This window comes from Pseudoclavibacter sp. RFBG4 (genome assembly GCF_002931515.1).
Taxonomy (GTDB): Bacteria; Actinomycetota; Actinomycetes; order Actinomycetales; family Microbacteriaceae; genus Pseudoclavibacter.
In genome coordinates this window covers 1-18,061 of sequence record NZ_PSYC01000029.1, presented here as the reverse complement: position 1 = coordinate 18,061, position 18,061 = coordinate 1, and the positions used below count along the sequence as shown (strand labels likewise).

Below are 18,061 nucleotides of genomic sequence, written 5' to 3'. Positions count from 1 at the left end.
CCTAAGAGCCCGCGGCCACAGCGCAGACCTCATCGCCGACGCCACCCACGATGAGGCCGCGCTCGCGGAACGCCTGCAGCCAGCCGACCATGGGCCACTCGCCCCAACGCTCGCGGAACACGTTCGCGTTGCGCGCGATGTCGGCGACGTGCTGCACGGGAGGCGAGGAGGTCGGATGCCACTGGTGGTAGGCGCGGGCGCCACCCACCCAGGCGAGCCCAACCCCGGCGTCTTCCGCGAGTCGCGCGAAGTCGGTGTCCTCCCCGCCGTACCCGTCGTACCCCTCGAAGAACCCGCCGATCCGCCGCCAGGTCGCTGCGGTCGTCGCGAACGACAGCGACCAGAACAGGTTCCTGTCCTCGCCACCGACCACCGCTCCTGGAGACGGGGCGGGGCGGGCCGGGTGCGGGGCATCCAGCAGCTCGATGCGCTCGCCGTCGTAGCCGGCAGGTCCCGGCTGCTCGAGGTAGGTGACCGGCCCGCTCAGCAGCGCCCCAGACCAGCGCGCATCCGCCGCAGCAGCACGATACGAGGCGACGAGCCCACGGCCAGGGATGCAGTCGACGTCGAGGAAGATCAGCAGCTCGGCGCCGCGTGCGAGGGCAACCCGGGCGCCCTCGTTGCGGGCGGCGGCGAGCGGCAGGGCGCTCGTGTCCGCCTCGACATCCATGACGATGCCGCTGAGGCGATCGGCGGCGGCGAGCCGTCCCAGCTCGGGATCGTCCATGGCCACCACGATCGTGTCGTCCGCGGGGTGGGACTGGCGGAGCAGGCCGGCCCGCAGCGCCCTGAGGTGCGAGTGCCTGCCGTGCGCGATCGTGATCACCGCGGTTCTCATCTGCTCGCCATCCGGTCGAGCAGGGCCGCGGCGCGCAGCGCGCCGGCCCCGTCGTTCCAGCTCGCCCAGTTGCGTCCGTCGAGACGTGCTGCCTCGTCGAGCAGCGCGGCCCAGTCGTCCCGCTCGAAGCTGTTCGTGACGATGACGGGCAGGCCGGGGGTGGCGGCGAGGACCCTGGCTGCGGCCGCCTGCTCGTCGTGCGGTCGATCCTGCGGGACGACGACGGCGGGAACCTGGGCGGCCGCGACGTCGGCGATCGCTCCCTGCCCCGCGTGCGTGAGGACAAGCGAGACTTCGCGGATACGCGGGCCGGGGTCGGCGACCCGGTTCCCGGGCGTCGTGCCGATCTCGTCCCATTCGACGCCGGGCGTCTGCCGCTTGGCCTCGCGGATCTGCGCGGAGCTCATACCGCCGCCGCCGCTTCCCGCGAGCACGAGGACTCGCGTGATGGGGCCGGGCCCGCGGCCCGTCGAGCGTTCGGCTGCGGAGATCGCGCCGACCGCGTGCAGGCGAGCCAGCACGCGAGCGGATGCGCCGGGCAGCATGCCCTCCGCGCTCGCCGGCCAGGCGGCGAGGACGGCATCCGACAGCCCGAACCCGAGGGTGTGCGGCGCGTCGGTGCGAACTCCTGGCAGTGCGACCGAGACCACGGGCACGCCGTGCAGGCGGGCGAGCGCCGCCACTTCCACCGACACGTCGGAGACGAAGAGCGTGGGTGCGGCGTCGGCGATCCAGGCCGAGATACGGGCCATGCGCCGCCGCATGCCCTCGTCGTCGACGGGGGCCCAGTGCAGGGCACCGTTCGCTGTGGGCTCGAGCGGCGAGACAGCGAGGTCGTCGCGCTCGAGCCGGATCCAGGGGCCGAGCCAGGCCTCGGGTTTCGGCAGCGTCGAGAGCCCCGTCACCGGGGTCGTGCACTCGCGTGCGATGGCGAGCGCACGTCGCGCGTGCCCGCCGCCTCGGTGGTGCACGTAGTAGCCGATGCTTCCCGTCTCGGACGAGCCTGTGTCGCTCATGCCGCTTCCTGCCTCTCAGTCTGTGCGCCGCCGAGCAGCGCCTCGTACTCGTCGACCATCCGCTCGAGGGAGCAGAAGGCGACCGCGCGCTCCCGCGCACCCTCGCGGGGCAGCCTCGCTGCCTCGAGCAGCGCGGCGGCGAGCGCCGGCACGTCGTCGCGGGCCGCGAGCCTGCCGCTGCGCTCGTCGATGATCTGCGGAAGCGCGCCCCGATCGAACGCGGCGACCGGCGTGCCGGCGGCGAGCGATTCGGCCGCGACGAGGCCGTACGGCTCGTCCCACCTCGGCGTCACGAGTGTCACGCTCGCCCGCCCGAGATGCTCGAAGAGGGTGGCCTGCTCGAGGTGCCCGAGGTACCGGATGCGCCCACCGAGTCGGGGGCGGATGCTGCGCTCGAAGTACTCGGGGTCGAAGATCGGCCCGGCGATGTCGAGGTCGACCTGCGCGAGCTCGGCGGCCGCGATCGCCAGATCCAGTCCCTTCTCCGGCACGATGCGACCGGACCAGAACGCGGCGCCGCCGCCCGGCCCAGGCAGGAGACGGTCGGTGTCGACGCCGTTGAGGATAACGGTGCTCTCGACGCTGTCGGCCCAGGCGTCCCGCATGTGCGAGCTGACGGCGATGAAGGTTCCCGTGGACCCGCTGATGCGGACGGCCGACTCGATCCACCCGATGGGCGGTGTGTGCAGCGTCGTGAAGAAGGGCACCCCGAGGAGGCCAGACATGGCGACGGGAAGGTGGTGGATGCTGACGTTGAGCACCGCGTCGAAGCGCGCCCTCGCGGTCTGCGTGAGGTCGAGCATGAGGGCCAGGTAGGCGTGGTGCTCGTGCATCCACTCCACGGGCATCGCGCCCACGTCCTGGCGTGCCGTCTCGCTCATCGTGAAGCTCTCGACGGACAGGTGCTCGACACCCAGGGCGGGGTCTGAGCCCGGGGCCGCGAAGAGCGTCACCTCGTGGCCGCGACGCTTGAGCGCCAGGATGAGGGCGTGGGTGTGCGACTCGAGCCCGCCGGCGAAGGGCTCGATGATGGGGAAGCGGGAGGGGCCGATGACACAGATTCTCAACTCGCCACACGCTCCAGGCTCAGAACGGACGTGTAGACGTCGTGGTGCGCGGCCGCGATCCGGTTGCGTTCGACGGCACGCGCTTCGGGGTCGGGGCGTCGGGTCTGCGCACGGGCTGCTGCGAGCACCGCGGCCTGCAGCGAGCCGACGTCGAGGGCCCCGGTGGGGTCTCGGTGGTACTCGAAGACGGGCCCCTGGTCGGCGAAGTAGCCCACATCGGGCGCGATGACGGCCGTGCCGAGGTCTCGGCACGCCTCCATCCAGCCGGAATGCGTGCCGAATCGGTAGGGGAGCACGGAGGCGTCGAGCGACGCCAGGTAGTGCCACAGCTCCGTGTCGCTCAGGTAGTCGTGGATGCGCAGCTGGATGCGCCCAGCGTCGGCGAGCTCGCGGAGCCGGGCCGAGAGCTCCGGCTCGAACTTCGCGCCGGTGGGGTCGAGGAGCTCGCGGTGCCCGTTGACGAGCACGTCGAGGGTCTCCTCCCGAGCGCTGAGGTCGACGAGCGCCTCGATGACGGGCAGCGGATCCAGGCTCGCGCGCAGGCTCTTCGCGTGCACGCCGACGCGGAACCGTCCGGCGGATGCGGCGCGCCCGTCGATGGCGGCCTTCGCTTCGTCCGGCCCCACGATGTGCGGGTGCGGTACGACGATCGGGCGGCGCCCCCAGCGGCGCTCGATCTCATCGGCGGCGCCTGCCGTGAGCGTGATGAGCCCATCCGCGGCCGGGATCAGGATGTCCAGGTGGGCGGTGTGCGCGTCCGGGGTGTCGTGGTGCGGGTTCGTGAGGTCGTGCACCGTGTAGACGAGCGGCTTGCCGTGCCTGAGCAGGGCCTCCACGATCGACCGGAGGGAGGCGGGGGAGAGGGCGTCGAAGCCGAAGTGCACGTGGAACACGTCGAACTCCGCGGCGTGCTCGTCGATCCAGTTCGAGTCGAGCATGACCGGTGGCCACCAGCGATCCGTGGCGGCTCGGCCGGACCCATCAGGGTGCGGGTCTGCAAGGCGGACCACCCGATGTGAGGAGGGCGCGGAGGAGACGGGAGCGAGGTGCCTGACGTAGACGTGTCCCGAGGGGACGCTCGCAACCCGGATGGCTCGGCTCGTGTCGCCGAGGAGTTCTGAAGTGCTGAGGGATGCCACTTATCCACATAACCAGGACAAGTGGAGGAGCGTGCGACTCTTGACAGTCCTCGGCCTCCGTGCATGCGTCGGCGGCTTCGTGCCGCTGACGGGTCAGTCGCCCGGGTACGGCTCCACGACCACGATGCCGACCCCGGGTCCGACCAGCAGATTCGCGGGCTCGAGGCGTCCCTCGCCGCGGTCGCCGCGCACCCAGAACCACTCGCCGGCGGCCACTCGGGCGAGGATGTCCTCGCGGAAGGCGTCGACGTCGGCGACGAGCTTCGAGAACGTCTCACCCTGGTAGAGCAGCTCGATCCTGGTTGACGTGCTCATGTTCATGAGGTCCTCTCTGCGGGTTCGGCGATGACGGCGAGGCCCGCCTGCGAGTTGGCGCCCTGCACGAGCGCCTCGACCCACGAGCGGTTGATGTGCACCTGCCTGCTGCCGAGGAACTTGAAGCGGATGGGCACGGCCGGGTGCATCCATACGGTGCTTCGACCGTCCCCGCCGGCGTTGTTGTCCTTCCAGCTGAAGAAGAACGACTCTCCGCGGCGCAGCTTCGTGCCGATCGCGAGCTGGAGGTGTGCCAGCAGGCGGTCCTCGAAGTCGACGGTGACCTCGGAGTTGTAGATGAACTTCCCCACGCTGGATCCTGCTTTCTTGTCACTGGCACATGGTGTGCGCCGTCCATTATCACTCGCAGAGCGCCGACCTGTGGCCAGGGCGCCCGATCAGAGTTCGTCGAGCCAATCCGGATGGGGCACGCGCGGGTCGTTCGAGGAGCCTTCCTCGACGAGCCCCTCTGGCGCGTAGCTCTTGTTCTCGAGCTCGGCGCGCAACTTCGTGAAGGTGGCGAGGGCCTGGCTGTCGTCGAACTCCGGGACCTCGGTGTCGACCGTCTCGGTGGCGATCTGGCTCGACGGACCGACGAGCACGGAGAGCATGTTCGAGGTGCCGTCCGCGTGCCGCACGGGGATCTCGACGATCCCGGCCTGGTGCACCTCGGCGAGTGCCGCCGCATATCCCACGAGCTCTCGCGCGATCTTCGTGCTCGTGAAGTAGACACCACCTGCGTAGTGAAGCTGATCCATCGTTCCCCCAGACGGTCGCGGGCGTGCGTAATTTTCTGAGTCTCCCAGCCCCACTTGGGTGTGCTCGGAGTATTGCATTCTGATTCGTTGTATGAAGCTGATTCCGGGCTTTGCCAAATCGAAACCTGGCGTTCATCGCTCCGCCGCTACGCTCAGTGAAGTTCCTATGTATCGGCAGTGCCTGATTGGAGTCCGTGATGTCTACCCCTCAGCTCGACGCCCCGCTCTACCCACCGCTCTACGGAGCCAGCTTCGGGCAGGCGGTGAAGCGCTTCTTCAAGAAGTACGCCGTCTTCTCCGGCCGCGCGAGCCGCAGCGAGTACTGGTGGTGGTGGCTCTTCGGCGTCATCGTCAACGCCGTGTTCTTCCTCATCGGCTCGCTCACCGGCACGACCTCGGTCGACACCACAGAAGGATTCTCGGCGGCGACCCTCGGCAACCCCGTTGTCACGGTCATCCAGTCGATCTGGGGCCTCGCGATCCTCGTCCCTGGCCTCGCCCTGCTCTTTCGCCGCCTGCACGACACGAACCGCTCCGGCTGGTGGTGGCTGATCCTGCTCGTGCCGCTGGCCGGTCCGATCATCATGCTCGTGTTCCTGATCGGCGACTCGCGTCCAGAGGGCGCACGGTTCGACACCCAGTAGCCTCCCGCTCCGCAGAGACACGAAACCGCCGCCCTCGTTCGAGGGCGGCGGTTTCGTCGTTCGAGGCGGGAGGCGTCAGATCAGCGTTCGGGGTTCACGGCCTCGGCCACGGCGCCGAACCGGCCGAGGAGCCCGGAGAACACGCGCAGCTCGTCCGGCGTCCAGTCGCGCAGCACGGCGTGCAGCCGGTGCCGGTTGCGGGCCCGCACCTCGGTGACCCGCTCGACCGCGAAGGCGGTTGGGGTGAGGATGCGCGCGCGACCGTCGTTCGGGTCCGCCCCGACGGTGAGCAGCTCGAACTCCTCGAGCATCCGAACCTGGCGGCTCATGACGCTCTTGTCGATCGCGAGCTGCTCGCCGAGGGTGCCGACGTGCGCGGTCTCGTGCTGCACGAGCGCCGAGAGGATCTTGTAGCCGATGGGCTGCAGCGAAGGATGCACGGCGACCGCGGACTCGCTCCACGTGGTGCGAACGCGCCGGTAGAACGTGCCGAGCTCCGACTCCACCGAGGCGATCGCCTCGGCGAAGTCGGCGTCGTCGGGTGACTCAGGCATGATGGCCATCCTAGGTGCGGTCTGCCTGCCGTCCCGAGTCCCCGAGGATCGGGATGGCGCCGGTGCGCGGGATGCCGACCATCGCCTCTGCGACCTCGACGAGGTCCTCGGAGGTCGACTCCGCGACCTTCTCGCGGGGCTGAGTCGACGCGTCCGCCTCGCTGCCGGACGGGGAGGTCTCCTCGCCCTTGGCTCGCTGCACGGCGTTCTGCGTGCCGAGCTGGGCGTTCGGCAGGAAGGAGACGGCGATGAGCGTGACGATCGCGAGCGGCAGAGCTGCCAGGAAGATCGCGCCGACCGACGTGCCGTAGGCGTCCTCGACGAGGACCCGCAGCCAGTCGGGCAGCGTCGCGAGCTGCGGGATGCTGCCACCCGCGAGCGACTGTGCGGCCGCGGCCTGCTGCTCCGGCGGCAGAGCGCGGACGCTCGTGGAGATCGTGTCTGCCACGACGGTTCCCAGGATCGAGCCCATGACGGACACGCCGATCGTGCCGCCCAGGCTGCGGAAGAAGGTGACGGCGCTCGTCGCGACGCCCATGTTCTTGACCTCTGCCTTGTTCTGGACGACGAGGACCAGGTTCTGCATGACCATGCCGACGCCGGCGCCGAGCGCGAACATCGAGACGCCCACGTACAGGTATGGCGTGTCGTAGTGGAGGCGACTCAGCAGGAAGAGCCCGACGACCATGAGCGCGCTGCCCGTGACGACGAACGCCTTCCACTTGCCGCGGCGGCTGATGAGGTTGCCCACGATGGTGGACGCGACGAGGAGACCCGCCATCATCGGGATCGTGAGGATGCCGGACTCGGTCGGTGTCGCACCGCGAGCGAGCTGCATGTACTGGCTCAGGAAGACGCTCGTGCCGAACATGGCGACGCCGACGGAGACGCTCGCGATGACGGCGAGCGTGAACGTGCGGTCGCGGAAGAGCGTGAGCGGGATGAGCGGCTCCTTGACGCGGAGCTCGACGAGGATGGCGATGACCAGGAGGAGGACGCCGCCGCCGACCATGAGGTACGAGGGCAGGGAGTTCCACTCGAACTGCGTGCCCGCGAGGGTTACCCAGATGAGGAGCAGGGACACACCGCTCGAGATGAGCACGATGCCGTAGTAGTCGATGCTGACCTTGCGCTTCTTAGGCTTCGGCAGGTGCAGGGTGACCTGCAGCAGGATGAGCGCGATCACCGCGAAGGGGAGGCCGACGAAGAAGTTCCAGCGCCACCCGAAGGCGTCGGTGATGACGCCGCCGAGGAGGGGGCCGCCGACGGTGGCCAGCGCCATGACTGCGCCGAAGAAGCCGGCGTAGCGGCCGCGCTCTCGGGGGCTGAGGATGTCCGCCATGACGATCTGGCTGAGCGCGCCGAGTCCGCCGGCACCGAGGCCCTGGAAGACGCGCATGGTGATGAGCATCGCGGGGTCCTGCGCGAAGCCGGCGATCGCCGAGCTCACGACGAAGATGACGAGGGCGATCTGCAGGAGGAGCTTGCGGTTCGTGAGGTCGGCGAGCTTGCCCCAGATCGGGGTGGAGACGGTGGTCGCGAGCAGGGTTGCCGTGACGACCCAGGTGAATGCGCTCTGGTCGCCCTTGAGGTCGCTGATGATGAGCGGCAGCGAGGTGCTCACGACGGTCGACGCGAGCATCGACACGAACATGCCGAGCATGAGGCCGGAGAGGGCCTGCAGCACCTGGCGGTGGCTCATTCCGGACTCGGTGAGCTCAGCGGCTGGCTTGGAGCTGGATCTGGGGTTCTTGCTGGACGACATCGACGCGGGGCCTCCTGGTAGTTGACAACGGTCAACCATACTCAGATGGTTGACCGTCGTCAACTACCAGAAAGGGCCCCGCGAACGGGGCCCTTTGCTGCATGCTCGAGACGCCGGAACGTGGCGTCTCGAGAGGTACTGCTAGTCGATCTTGCGCTTGAGGTTGTCGAGGCCCTCCTTGGCGGCGTCCTTGACGTCCTCGATCTTCTCCTTGAAGCCCGCCTTCGTCTGGTCGGAGCGGCCCTCAGCCTTCAGCGACTCGTCTCCGGTGACCGCGCCAGCGGCCTCCTTCGCGCGTCCGCCGAGGTCTTCTGACTTGTTCTGAATACGATCGTCGATTCCCATGGGGGGATGCTCTCAGGCGAACTTGGACGCCGCCTGTGGCGGAGCGGGGTTCAGGGTTGCGCGTGCCGATCCGCGGTGATCGACAGGGCCTCGAAGACCGCGGCGACCGCCTCATCGTCGCTCACGCCCAGCTCACGCGCCTCGACGGCGAACGCCCTCGCGGCCGCCGTCAGCCGCACATCCCCGTTCCTGCCGTCCGCGGTCACGAACGTGCCAGCGCGGCCGCGGCCGACGACGACGCCCTGCTCCTCGAGAGCTGTGTAGCACTTCGCCACCGTTCCTGGCGCGACGCCGAGGCTCTCCGCCAGTGCGCGCACCGGCGGCAGGCGTTCTCCGGGGAGCAGCTCGCCTCGCTCGACGGCGTCGATGATGGCCTCCCGCAGCTGCCGTCCGGGGGAGCTCGCAGCGTCGCCCCCGACGGATAGCGAAGCGAAGAAGTCCGCGGCGCTCACGAGCGCGGCCGCTTGCCTGGACTCGTGTTCTCGTCGACGGCGGTGTCTGAGCCGAGCGAGATCTCCTCGTCATCGTCAGGGTCGACGAGGTCGTCGAACATCGCGGCGCTCGCGGCGTTCGCCGCCAAGTCGTGCTTCTTCTCGCGCTGGGGGCCGAAGCCGAGCCACTTGCGCGTCGGGTAGTGGAGCTTCTCGCGCCGCCACCACAGCGTCGCGAGCACCAGTGCGGCGACGCTCGGCAGGAGCGCCAGCCACGCTCCGTAGGCGATCGGGTACTGGCCGTTCGCGGCATCCACGCGAAGGGCTGCGAAGGCGAACAGGAACAGGATCCCGAGCGTCGCGAAGGCCGCATAGAGCTGGAGGATCTTCGCGGAGATCACCGCGACGCCGGAGATGCGGAGGACCAGGACGACGACGAGCCCGAGCAGTGGCAGCGTCGGCACGAGGCCGAACAGGAAGGTGCCGAACCAGTTGTAGCCGAGCGCCTCATCCATCTGGCTCAGTCCCGTGCCGGCGACCAGGAGCTGCCAGCCGTTCAGGGTCGGCGCGATGCGGTTGAGGGGGATCTCGGAGTTCCACCACGGGAAGAACATCGTCACGACCAGCAGCACCGCCAGCACGCCGAAGGCGATCTGCTTCGGGCGGTAGGCCGGGTACGACGACATCGCCGCCGTGTCCTCGACCAGCGAATCGTCCTCGTGCGCAGTAGCCATGCCCCCAGCCTACGAGGCAGGTTCGCAATCGTGGCTCCGAACGCGCAGACTGGATGCGGCCCGCACGGGCCAGCCAGGCGCAGTCGGCGAGAGGGGCAGCATGACGCAACGACACCACAGGCCCGTCCGCGTGCCATCGCAGGCATTCGAGGCGCTCGTCGGCGCCGACGACCCAGCAGCGGTGAGCCGCGTCGCGCACGACACGGCGCGGGCGCTCCTGCAGCGAGCCCGGGGCGAGGGCGACCAGGCGGTCGTCGCGCGCCTCGTGGCCTACGCCGACGAGAACGGCATCGACGAGATCGCCGAGCTCTGGGCCGGTGCCACCTCGCGTTCCCTGCCAGGCGCGCTCTGGCGCCTCTACCTGCTGCGGCAGGCCGTGCGCGCCAATCCGGCCGAAGCAAGCTACCTCTTCCGTCGAGGCTACGAGGTCGACCGCTCTATCAGCTCCGTCGTCGCAGGTGCCGCCACCCCCACTGGGCCGGAAGAGGTTGTGGCCCTCGCCGACGTCATCCTGCACGGTGCCTTCTCCGGTGACTTCGCCATCGCCCTCGAGCGAGCTGCCGCGTTCTGCCGCGTCATGTCGCAGGGGGCCACGAGCCTCGCGAAGGACGAGGAGAGCGTCGTGCCAGCCAGAGCGCGCCAGTCGACGCGACGTGCCATCCGGTACCTGGAGATGGGCGACGACCTGCACGCCTCCGCGGGTCTCTGGCGCATCGACGCGCTCGACTGAACGACCGGCCGGGGAGCTCGTCGGGGCTAGGACCCTCAGCTCGGCGTGCCCGCCTGACGTTCTGCCCGGTTGCCCGAGCGGAGTCCGCGCGCGAGCTCGACGGCGGCAGCGGTGAGTCTCGTCACCTCGGACCAGTCCTGCTGGTCGACGGCCGACGGCGGGAGCATCCACGAGCCGCCCACGGCGAGCACCGCCGGGATGGCGAGGTAGTCAGCCAGGTTCGCGGCGTTCACACCGCCCGTGGGCACGAAGCTCACGTCGCCGAACGGCGCGGAGAGGGCGGCGATCGCCTTGGCGCCCCCATTCGTCTCTGCGGGGAAGAACTTCACCGTCTCGATGCCCAGTTCCAGGGCGGCCTGCACCTCGGTCGCGGAGGTGGCGCCAGGGAGGACCGGGATGTCGTGGGTCCTGCAGCGCTCGACGACGGCACGGCTCAGGCCGGGGGAGACGATGAACGAGGCTCCCGCATCCACGGCGATGTCGACCTGGGCTGGGGTGAGCACCGTTCCGGCGCCGACGAGCACTCCGCCGCGGGCGGCGATCGCGGCGATCGTGGAGGCCGCGGCGCTCGTCCGGAAGGTCACCTCCGCGACCGGGAGCCCGCCGTCGGCGAGTGCCTCCGCGATGCCGAGTCCCTCTGCGGTGGTCTTCGCGGAGACCACGGGAACGATCGAGTGCTCGGCGAGACGAGCAAGGATTTCGTGCAAGAGAACCTCCGTTGGCTGCCTTGTGTTCCCAAGTGGAACCCAATGATCATATTATTGGAGATCCTACCGAGAGTCGCCACCGCGCACGGCCCCGATCGGCAACGACGCCCACGAGTGGAGCAGAACCATGAAGATCCTCGCCCTCGAGTCCAGCACCACCTCAGCGAAGACGCTGGTCTTCGACTCCGACACCCAGGAGGTGCAGGTGCGGACTCGGCGATTCGAAGTCGACGGACCCGACCCCGCCGTCCGCGAAGCGGAGGGCATCTTCACCCAGCTCATCGCCCTCGCCCGCGAATCCGTCCGCGGGCACGACATCGACGCCCTCGTGCTGTCGAACACGTACCACGGCCTCGGGCTCGTGACCCAGGACCTCCAAGCGGCCACGCCCGTCTACGAGTGGCCCTTCACGGGCGCCCAAGGGCTCTGTGCCGAACTGCGCGGCGATGCAGAGCTCACCACCTGGTTCTACGAGCGCACGGGCTGCATGGTCAACGCCAGCTACCCCGCCTTCAAGCTCGCCTACCTGGCCCGCGAGGGCGTGGAGATCGCCGGGCGCAAGGTCATGGACCAGGGGAGCTTCAACTTCCTCAGGCTCACCGGCCTCCCGTGGACGAGCTACTCCCTCGCCTCGGGAACCGGCCTGCTCAACGTCCACACCTCCGACTGGGACCTCGAGATCCTCGAGACCCTCGGCGTGGCCGGCGTCGACTTCCCCGAACTGCACGACAGCGAGGAATCCGCCCCGCTGCTCGCCGACGTCGCGACCTACCTCGGCATCCGCCCCGGAATTCCCGTCCTCGTCCCCGGACCGGATGGCGGCCTCAGCCAGGTCGGCGACCTCGCCGGGCTCCCCGGCGACATGACGTTCTCCATGGGAACCAGCGGCGCCATGCGGTTCGCGACCCTCGAGCCGTCCCTCTCCCCGCGGCTCAGCACCTGGGCCTACCGCTCCCCGCTCGGCTGGCTCAGCGGCGCCGCCACAAGCGGATGCACGAACTGCGTCGACTGGGCGAAGGACAGGTTCTTCGGCTCGGACGCCCAGTTCTCCGAGATCGAACCCCAGCTCGTCCAGGGTCGGGACGAGCTGCCCACCTTCCTGCCCTTCCTCTACGGCGAACGGTGCCCGGGCTGGCAGGACCAGCGGCTCGGCGGGTTCGTCGGCCTCGAACCCCGGCACGGACGCGTCGACATGTACCAGGCGGTGCTTCAGGGAGTTGTGCTCTCGCTCTACCACTGCTTCCGCGAACTCACCGCGATCAACGGCATGCCGACCCGCGTCCTCCTCTCCGGCGGAGTCCTCTCCTCGCCGTTCTGGACCCAGATGACGGCAGACGCCTTCGGGGTCGAGATGGAGGTGTCGTCGCTGCAGCACAGTTCCGTGGTCGGCGCCGTTCGCCTCGGGCTCCGCGCCGCCGGACTCAGCGAGGACCAGCCGGCGTTCCGGAACGCGGAGACGCAGCGAGTCATCCCGAACCCCGCCATGCGGGACTACTACGATCGCGCCTTCGCCAAGTACCTCGACGCCTACGACCGCACGAGCACCGCACCGGACGCGCGTGCTGAGTCCCTCACCGGAGGCAACGCCTGATGCGCATCCTGATCACCCCCACCTCGCTGAGTCGTACCCCGGACGCCGAGGTGCTCGCCCCGCTGCGGGACATGGCCGACGAGCTGATCTTCAACACGCTCGGGCGCCCGCTCACCTCCGAAGAGCTTGCTGAAGCCCTTCCCGGGATCGACGGCGTCATCGCCGGCCTCGACACCTACGACGCGGCAGCGCTCGCGGGCGCCGACCGCCTCCGGGTGATCTCCAGGTACGGCGTCGGCGTCAACAACGTCGACCTGGAGGCCGCAGCGGGGAAGGGCATCCACGTCACCAGGACGCCCGGGGCCAACGCGTCCGCGGTCGCCGAGCTCGCGATCGGCCTCGCCTTCGCCGTCGCCAGAGAGATCCCCAGGCTGCACGCTGAGGTCGCAGATGGCGGTTGGCCGCGAGGCAGCGGCATCGAGCTCGGCGGGCGCACGTTCGGGGTCGTCGGCTTCGGCGCGATCGGCCGGATCGTCGCCGAACGAGCCCGCGGCATCGGGATGCACGTGCTCGCCTACGACCCCTTCGTTCCCGCCGCCGCCATCGCAGAGACCGGAGCTACGCCGGCCAGCCTCGACGAGCTCTTCCGAGCGGCCGACGTCGTCAGCCTGCACGTGCCGCTCCTCGAGAGCACCCGCCACGTCGCCGACGCCGCACGCATCGCGGCCATGAAGCGAGGGGCCATCCTGCTCAACACCTCGCGCGGTGGCCTCATCGACGAGGCGGCTGCCCGCGAGGCGCTCGACGCCGGTCACCTCTTCGGGGTCGGCCTCGACGCCTACGAGACGGAGCCGCCGCAGGACTCACCGCTGCTCGGCCACCCGAGGGTCGTCGCGACGCCGCACAGCGGGGCGCACACGGCCGAGGCGGTCGCCAGAATGGCGAGCGGGGCCATCCAGAACCTCGTCGAGGAGCTCTCCGGACGGCCCAGCGTGCATCGCGTCTAGGGTGTGTCGGGCGTCTCCGATTCGAGCTCGGGGGCCTCGCCGATGGCTGCGTCGTGGATGATGAGCACCTCGCCCAGGATCGTGTCGAGGTAGCCCTTCGAGTGCTTCTCGGCGGCGAGGGGGTCGCCGTCCGCGATCGCCTGCGCCGTGAGCACGTGGTTGTGCAGCGCGTCGTGCAGCGGCCTCGCCGGCGTGAGGCCCAGGTTCGCGCGGCCGGCGAGCACCTGGGCGATCGGCTCCTTGACGGCCGCGAGCAGCGCATTGCCGCTCGCATCCAGGATCAGGTCGTGGAACTCGATGTCTGCCTGCAGGTACTCGGGGGAGTCGCCGCGCTCGCTGGCGCCGAGTGCCTGCAGCTGCGCGGCGAGCTCGAGCAGGCGAGTCCGCTCGCGCTGCGAGGCCCGCGAGGCGGCGAGCTTCGCGGCGACCGGCTCGATCGCCGATCGGAGCTCGGTGAGCGCGACGAGCTGCTGGCTGCGGCTGTTCCCTCGAAGTCGCCAGCGGATGAGCGTCGTGTCGAGCGCGTTCCACTCGCGGGTGGGCTGGACGGTGATGCCGACCCGTCTCCGCGAGACGAGCAGTCCCATGGACTCCAGCACGCGGACGGCCTCGCGCACGACGGTGCGGGACACGGCGTAGTGCTCCTCGAGGGCCGCGAGGGTGAGGACCTGGCCGGCCTCGAGCTCGCCTCCCGCGATGCGGACGCCGAGGTCGTCGAGCACCGACCCGTGCACTGCCTGCGCCATGCGCACCTCTCTTCGCTCCCGCAACGATATAGATATGATCACAACTTGAAATAAGTATGATCATTGTGCGAGGCTCGAACCACACTGAGCGTCACCAGAACCCGCGTTCCGAATCATCGCAGATCGCGAACGGCCTCACCCTCACGGCACCGCTGCACGGTCGCACGGTCCGAATTCCAGACATCGACGGAGATCACCATGGAAGAAGAATGGACCCAGACACTGGGGACCGCACCGCTGCTCGGCATCGCAGCAGGAGCCATCGCGCTCATCCTGATCCTCATCATCCGCTTCAGGCTCCACGCGTTCCTGACCCTGGTGATCGTGTCGCTCCTCACGGCGCTCGTCGCCGGCGTCCCCGTCTCAGCAGTCGCGAGCACCCTCACCGGCGGCTTCGGCAGCACCCTCGCGACCGTCGCGCTCCTCATCGGCTTCGGCGCGATGCTCGGCCGCCTCATCGAGCACTCCGGAGGCGCCAAAGCCCTCGCTGACAAGCTCGTCGACGTCTTCGGCGAGAAGCGAGCCCCCTTCGCGCTCGGCATCGCCTCGCTCATCCTCGGCTTCCCGATGTTCTTCGACGCCGGCCTCATCATGATGCTGCCCATCGTCTTCGCCGTCGCACGCCGGGTCTCGGGCAACAACGTCCTCCTCTTCGGCATCCCCGCAGCGGCCGCCTTCTCGGTCATGCACGTGTTCCTCCCGCCGCACCCCGGCCCCGTCGCCGCCACCGAGCTCTACGAAGCCAACCTCGGCGTCGTCCTCCTGCTCGGCCTCATCATCGTGTTCCCGCTCTGGTACGTCTCCGGTTACCTGTGGGGCAAGTTCGTCGCCAAGCGCATCCAGCTCCCCGTCCCCGCGCTCTTCGGCGACCTCGACGAGGACCAGCCGAAGAACCCGCCGAAGGTCTCTACGATCATCCTGCTGCTCCTGCTGCCGATGGTCCTCATCTTCCTCAACACGGGCATCTCGGCCCTCGCCAGCGCCGGAGTCGTCGACGGCGACGCGATCTGGGCCCAGGCCGCGGTCCTCCTCGGCAACTCGCCCATCGCGCTCCTCATCGCGGTCGTCACGGCCAGCATCGTCCTCGGCACGCGCCGCGGCGAGAACGGCACCGCGCTCGAGAAGATCCTCGACTCCTCCCTCGGGCCGATCTGCTCCGTCATCCTCATCACCGGCGCCGGTGGAATGTTCGGCGGCGTCCTGCGCGCCTCCGGCATCGGCGACGCGCTCGCCGACACGCTCGGCGACCTCGGCCTCCCGCTCATCGTCGCGGCCTACGTCATCGCCGTCGTCCTCCGCGTCGCCCAGGGCTCCGCGACCGTCGCCCTCGTCACCGCGGCGGGCCTCATCGCCCCCGCAGTGGTCGTCGCCGACCTCAACGACTTCCAGGTCGCCTCTATCGTGCTCGCAACCGCAGCAGGCTCGGTCTTCGCCGGCCACGTCAACGACTCCGGCTTCTGGCTCGTCGGTCGCCTCATGGGCATGGACGTGAAGACGACGCTCAAGACCTGGACGGTGCAGCAGACCATCGAATCGGTCACGGCGTTCGCGTTCGTGCTCGTCGTCTACCTGGTCGCGTCGCTCTTCTGACCCTGACCCGGAACGCCCCGTCTGCGTGACACCACCTCACAGAGCAGGAACAGCATGGACCTCTTCACCCTCACGGGCAAGCTCGCCCTCATCACCGGATCGTCGCGCGGCCTCGGCCGCTCGCTCGCCACGGCGCTCGCCGACGCCGGCAGCACGATCATCCTCCACGGTCGAGACACCGAGGCGCTCACGACGGCCGCCGCCGAGCTCGAGGAGCGCACGGGACGCCCCGCGCACATCGTCTCCTTCGATGTCACCGACGCGGCCTCCGTCGAGGCCGGAATCGTGGCCCTCATCGCCGAGCACGGGGTGCCGGACATCCTCGTCAACAACGCCGGGCTCCAGCGGCGAGCGCCGTTCGCGGAGTTCAAGGTGGAGGACTGGGATGCGCTCGTCGCAGCCAACCTGAGCGGCGTGTTCTACGTCTCCAGGTTCCTGGCCCCCGCCATGATCGAGCGCGGCTCCGGCAAGATCGTCAACATCGGCTCGGTGCAGTCGCTCCTCGCCAGGCAGACGATCGCCCCGTACTCGGCCACGAAGGGCGGCGTCGCCCAGCTGACGAAGGGCATGGCGGCCGACCTCGCCAGGCACAACGTGCAGGTCAACGCCATCTCGCCCGGCTACTTCGCGACCGAGATGAACCGAGCCCTCGTCGAGGACGAGCAGTTCAACAGCTGGCTCATCAACCGCACCCCGGCGCAGCGCTGGGGCGCGTTCGAGGAGCTCGCGGGCACCCTGATCTACCTCAGCTCCGACGCCTCGAGCTTCGTGTCGGGGCAGAACATCTTCGTCGACGGCGGCATGACCGCGGTCGTCTGATCCCGGTCACCGCCGACCACCTCGCACCAGGACACGCAGGAGACACCATGCGCGCAGCGTTCATCGAAAGCAAGGAAGCACTCGACCTCGCCGAGGTCGACACCCCGGAGCCGGGGGAAGGGCAGGTCCGGATCCGCGTCGACTACGTCGGCATCTGCGGCTCCGACCTCCACTACTACTTCGAAGGCGCCAACGGCGCGTTCGTGGTGCGGGAGCCGCTGGTCCCAGGTCATGAGCTCTCCGGCAGGGTCGACCTGGATCCCCTCGACGAGTACGAGAACGGTGCCCCCGTCACCGTGCATCCCGCTACGTTCGGCACCCCGAGCCGCGGCCTCGAGGACTCGCCGCACCTCTGGCCAGGCGGCGCCTACCTGGGCAGCGCATCCACGGCCCCGCACACGCAGGGCGCGCTGAGCGAGTACCTGCTCGTCGACCGCGGCATGCTCCGCAGGCTCCCAGCGACGCTGCCGGTCCGACGCGCCGTGCTCGCCGAGCCCCTCGCCGTCGCTCTCCACGCCCTCACCAAGGCGGGAGACCTGACCGGCAAGCGAGTGCTCGTCACGGGGGCCGGCCCCATCGGCCTCCTCACCATCGCCGCAGCCCGCGTCAAGGGCGCAGCGCACATCAGCGCGACCGACGTGCTCGCCGGACCGCTCGCGCGCGCCTCCGCCATGGGAGCCGCCGAGGTGATCGACGTGAGCCGCGAGCAGGTGCCCGCCGACAGCTTCGACGTGGTCTTCGAATGCTCGGGCGTCGCCGTCTCCGTGTCGAGCGCGTTCGCGGCGGCCAAGCCGGCGGGAACCGTGGTGCAGGTGGGCATGGTCCCGAACGAGCCACGCCCCATCAACCTCGCTCCCTTCATCTCCAAGGAGCTGCGCGTCTTCGGCACGTTCCGCTTCAAGGACGAGATCGACGAGGCGATCGTCATCCTCGACGCGCATCCCGAGATCGAGCACGTCATCACGCACGAGGTGCATGCCGACGACACCGTCGCCGCCTTCGGCCTCGCTCGGAACTCGGAGGAGTCCGGCAAGGTCATCGTCGCTGTCTGGCCCGAGGGCTGAGCCGCCACGCCGCCTGTTCGCCGTCAGCCAACACGGTGCACAGCGGCCGTCGATCCCAGTAAACTCGACGACGCCGGGCCGCAGTAACCCCGGGCTCCAATATTCGCCGCTGCGAGCGGCCTTCCGCCGAGAGGCGTTCCTGCGGCCTGGCTTTTCTCATGCCTCGGCGGCCTCGCGGCCTCGCGGCCTCGCGGCCTCGCCGCCTCGCGGCCTCGCCGCCTCGGCCGCCTTCCGGTGTCCGGCCGCCTCCGGCCCCCGGCC

Annotated in this window: 21 protein-coding genes; 7 read left to right on the top strand and 14 right to left on the bottom strand. The window is 69.5% G+C overall.

Annotation, left to right across the window (positions count from 1 at the left end; all coding sequences use genetic code 11):
* Position 1: 1 nt before the first annotated feature.
* The 7 genes from C5E10_RS11455 to C5E10_RS11425 form a co-directional block, all read right to left on the bottom strand.
* Positions 2 to 838: a glycosyltransferase family 2 protein gene (locus C5E10_RS11455; RefSeq protein WP_104331749.1), complete on the bottom strand. Its 837-nt coding sequence runs from the start codon at positions 836 to 838 to the stop codon at positions 2 to 4.
* Entirely contained in the window at positions 835 to 1,854 is a 1,020-nt protein-coding gene (locus tag C5E10_RS11450) for a glycosyltransferase (protein WP_104331748.1), read from the bottom strand. The genes C5E10_RS11455 and C5E10_RS11450 overlap by 4 nt, the downstream gene beginning before the upstream one ends.
* On the bottom strand, positions 1,851 to 2,921 hold the full coding sequence (locus tag C5E10_RS11445; RefSeq protein WP_104331747.1) for a glycosyltransferase: 1,071 nt from the start codon (positions 2,919 to 2,921) through the stop codon (positions 1,851 to 1,853). The genes C5E10_RS11450 and C5E10_RS11445 overlap by 4 nt, the downstream gene beginning before the upstream one ends.
* Positions 2,918 to 3,859, bottom strand: coding sequence for a glycosyltransferase (locus tag C5E10_RS11440; protein ID WP_374953505.1), 942 nt, complete (start codon positions 3,857 to 3,859; stop codon positions 2,918 to 2,920). The genes C5E10_RS11445 and C5E10_RS11440 overlap by 4 nt, the downstream gene beginning before the upstream one ends.
* Before the next feature lie 294 nt (positions 3,860 to 4,153).
* Positions 4,154 to 4,375, bottom strand: coding sequence for a hypothetical protein (locus tag C5E10_RS11435; RefSeq protein WP_104242346.1), 222 nt, complete (start codon positions 4,373 to 4,375; stop codon positions 4,154 to 4,156).
* 2 nt (positions 4,376 to 4,377) lie between these two features.
* Complete coding sequence (locus C5E10_RS11430) at positions 4,378 to 4,686, bottom strand: ATP-dependent DNA ligase (protein WP_104242344.1); 309 nt, start codon at positions 4,684 to 4,686, stop codon at positions 4,378 to 4,380.
* A gap of 87 nt (positions 4,687 to 4,773) precedes the next feature.
* A complete protein-coding gene (locus C5E10_RS11425) occupies positions 4,774 to 5,133 on the bottom strand; it encodes a hypothetical protein (RefSeq protein ID WP_104242342.1) in 360 nt (119 codons plus the stop codon).
* Positions 5,134 to 5,330: 197 nt separating this feature from the next.
* On the opposite strand from C5E10_RS11425, the gene C5E10_RS11420 reads away from it, so the two are divergent.
* The gene (locus C5E10_RS11420) at positions 5,331 to 5,777 is read left to right on the top strand and encodes a DUF805 domain-containing protein (RefSeq protein ID WP_104331746.1); all 447 of its coding nucleotides are present in this window, start codon (positions 5,331 to 5,333) and stop codon (positions 5,775 to 5,777) included.
* Positions 5,778 to 5,857: 80 nt separating this feature from the next.
* Here C5E10_RS11420 and C5E10_RS11415 read toward each other — a convergent pair whose 3' ends face one another.
* The 5 genes from C5E10_RS11415 to C5E10_RS11395 form a co-directional block, all read right to left on the bottom strand.
* A complete protein-coding gene (locus C5E10_RS11415; protein WP_181057920.1) occupies positions 5,858 to 6,331 on the bottom strand; it encodes a MarR family winged helix-turn-helix transcriptional regulator in 474 nt (157 codons plus the stop codon).
* A 10-nt stretch (positions 6,332 to 6,341) separates the two neighbouring features.
* Complete coding sequence (locus C5E10_RS11410) at positions 6,342 to 8,033, bottom strand: MDR family MFS transporter (RefSeq protein ID WP_104331887.1); 1,692 nt, start codon at positions 8,031 to 8,033, stop codon at positions 6,342 to 6,344.
* A gap of 204 nt (positions 8,034 to 8,237) precedes the next feature.
* Positions 8,238 to 8,441 (bottom strand): CsbD family protein, encoded by a 204-nt coding sequence (locus C5E10_RS11405; protein ID WP_104242336.1) that lies wholly within the window; start codon positions 8,439 to 8,441, stop codon positions 8,238 to 8,240.
* Between the two features lie 50 nt (positions 8,442 to 8,491).
* Positions 8,492 to 8,893, bottom strand: coding sequence for a GntR family transcriptional regulator (locus C5E10_RS11400; protein WP_104331745.1), 402 nt, complete (start codon positions 8,891 to 8,893; stop codon positions 8,492 to 8,494).
* Complete coding sequence (locus tag C5E10_RS11395; RefSeq protein ID WP_104331744.1) at positions 8,890 to 9,606, bottom strand: hypothetical protein; 717 nt, start codon at positions 9,604 to 9,606, stop codon at positions 8,890 to 8,892. The genes C5E10_RS11400 and C5E10_RS11395 overlap by 4 nt, the downstream gene beginning before the upstream one ends.
* A 100-nt stretch (positions 9,607 to 9,706) precedes the next feature.
* Here C5E10_RS11395 and C5E10_RS11390 point away from each other — a divergent pair, with 100 nt between their 5' ends.
* The gene (locus tag C5E10_RS11390) at positions 9,707 to 10,336 is read left to right on the top strand and encodes a DNA-directed RNA polymerase subunit beta (RefSeq protein ID WP_068495464.1); all 630 of its coding nucleotides are present in this window, start codon (positions 9,707 to 9,709) and stop codon (positions 10,334 to 10,336) included.
* 35 nt (positions 10,337 to 10,371) lie between these two features.
* Here the strand turns inward: C5E10_RS11390 and eda are convergent, their stop codons facing one another.
* Positions 10,372 to 11,043 (bottom strand): bifunctional 4-hydroxy-2-oxoglutarate aldolase/2-dehydro-3-deoxy-phosphogluconate aldolase, encoded by a 672-nt coding sequence (gene eda / locus C5E10_RS11385; protein WP_104331743.1) that lies wholly within the window; start codon positions 11,041 to 11,043, stop codon positions 10,372 to 10,374.
* 127 nt (positions 11,044 to 11,170) lie between these two features.
* On the opposite strand from eda, the gene C5E10_RS11380 reads away from it, so the two are divergent.
* Complete coding sequence (locus C5E10_RS11380; RefSeq protein WP_104331742.1) at positions 11,171 to 12,634, top strand: gluconokinase; 1,464 nt, start codon at positions 11,171 to 11,173, stop codon at positions 12,632 to 12,634.
* Positions 12,634 to 13,581 (top strand): phosphoglycerate dehydrogenase, encoded by a 948-nt coding sequence (locus tag C5E10_RS11375; RefSeq protein ID WP_104331741.1) that lies wholly within the window; start codon positions 12,634 to 12,636, stop codon positions 13,579 to 13,581. Before C5E10_RS11380 ends, C5E10_RS11375 begins: the two co-directional genes overlap by 1 nt.
* Here the strand turns inward: C5E10_RS11375 and C5E10_RS11370 are convergent.
* Positions 13,578 to 14,327 (bottom strand): FadR/GntR family transcriptional regulator, encoded by a 750-nt coding sequence (locus tag C5E10_RS11370; protein ID WP_104331740.1) that lies wholly within the window; start codon positions 14,325 to 14,327, stop codon positions 13,578 to 13,580. The genes C5E10_RS11375 and C5E10_RS11370 overlap by 4 nt on opposite strands.
* Before the next feature lie 198 nt (positions 14,328 to 14,525).
* On the opposite strand from C5E10_RS11370, the gene C5E10_RS11365 reads away from it, so the two are divergent.
* From C5E10_RS11365 to C5E10_RS11355, 3 genes are read left to right on the top strand one after another with little or no spacing between them, the layout of a single operon-like run.
* Positions 14,526 to 15,917 carry a GntP family permease gene (locus C5E10_RS11365; protein ID WP_104331739.1) on the top strand — a complete coding sequence of 464 codons (1,392 nt, stop codon included), beginning with the start codon at positions 14,526 to 14,528 and terminating at the stop codon, positions 15,915 to 15,917.
* Positions 15,918 to 15,971: 54 nt separating this feature from the next.
* Positions 15,972 to 16,736, top strand: a complete 765-nt coding sequence (locus tag C5E10_RS11360) for an SDR family oxidoreductase (RefSeq protein WP_104331738.1) — start codon at positions 15,972 to 15,974, stop codon at positions 16,734 to 16,736.
* A gap of 47 nt (positions 16,737 to 16,783) precedes the next feature.
* A complete protein-coding gene (locus C5E10_RS11355; RefSeq protein ID WP_104331737.1) occupies positions 16,784 to 17,800 on the top strand; it encodes a zinc-binding dehydrogenase in 1,017 nt (338 codons plus the stop codon).
* Positions 17,801 to 18,061 lie beyond the last annotated feature (261 nt).

Bases quoted from the DNA above. Each gene is read 5' to 3' on its own strand.
- C5E10_RS11455 (WP_104331749.1), bottom strand. From the start codon at position 838: ATGAGAACCGCGGTGATCACGATCGCGCACGGCAGGCACTCGCACCTC.
- C5E10_RS11450 (WP_104331748.1), bottom strand. From the start codon at position 1,854: ATGAGCGACACAGGCTCGTCCGAGACGGGAAGCATCGGCTACTACGTG.
- C5E10_RS11440 (WP_374953505.1), bottom strand. From the start codon at position 3,859: ATGCTCGACTCGAACTGGATCGACGAGCACGCCGCGGAGTTCGACGTG.
- C5E10_RS11435 (WP_104242346.1), bottom strand. From the start codon at position 4,375: ATGAGCACGTCAACCAGGATCGAGCTGCTCTACCAGGGTGAGACGTTC.
- C5E10_RS11425 (WP_104242342.1), bottom strand. From the start codon at position 5,133: ATGGATCAGCTTCACTACGCAGGTGGTGTCTACTTCACGAGCACGAAG.
- C5E10_RS11420 (WP_104331746.1), top strand. From the start codon at position 5,331: ATGTCTACCCCTCAGCTCGACGCCCCGCTCTACCCACCGCTCTACGGA.
- C5E10_RS11415 (WP_181057920.1), bottom strand. From the start codon at position 6,331: ATGCCTGAGTCACCCGACGACGCCGACTTCGCCGAGGCGATCGCCTCG.
- C5E10_RS11410 (WP_104331887.1), bottom strand. From the start codon at position 8,033: ATGAGCCACCGCCAGGTGCTGCAGGCCCTCTCCGGCCTCATGCTCGGC.
- C5E10_RS11405 (WP_104242336.1), bottom strand. From the start codon at position 8,441: ATGGGAATCGACGATCGTATTCAGAACAAGTCAGAAGACCTCGGCGGA.
- C5E10_RS11395 (WP_104331744.1), bottom strand. From the start codon at position 9,606: ATGGCTACTGCGCACGAGGACGATTCGCTGGTCGAGGACACGGCGGCG.
- C5E10_RS11390 (WP_068495464.1), top strand. From the start codon at position 9,707: ATGACGCAACGACACCACAGGCCCGTCCGCGTGCCATCGCAGGCATTC.
- C5E10_RS11380 (WP_104331742.1), top strand. From the start codon at position 11,171: ATGAAGATCCTCGCCCTCGAGTCCAGCACCACCTCAGCGAAGACGCTG.
- C5E10_RS11375 (WP_104331741.1), top strand. From the start codon at position 12,634: ATGCGCATCCTGATCACCCCCACCTCGCTGAGTCGTACCCCGGACGCC.
- C5E10_RS11370 (WP_104331740.1), bottom strand. From the start codon at position 14,327: ATGGCGCAGGCAGTGCACGGGTCGGTGCTCGACGACCTCGGCGTCCGC.
- C5E10_RS11365 (WP_104331739.1), top strand. From the start codon at position 14,526: ATGGAAGAAGAATGGACCCAGACACTGGGGACCGCACCGCTGCTCGGC.
- C5E10_RS11360 (WP_104331738.1), top strand. From the start codon at position 15,972: ATGGACCTCTTCACCCTCACGGGCAAGCTCGCCCTCATCACCGGATCG.
- C5E10_RS11355 (WP_104331737.1), top strand. From the start codon at position 16,784: ATGCGCGCAGCGTTCATCGAAAGCAAGGAAGCACTCGACCTCGCCGAG.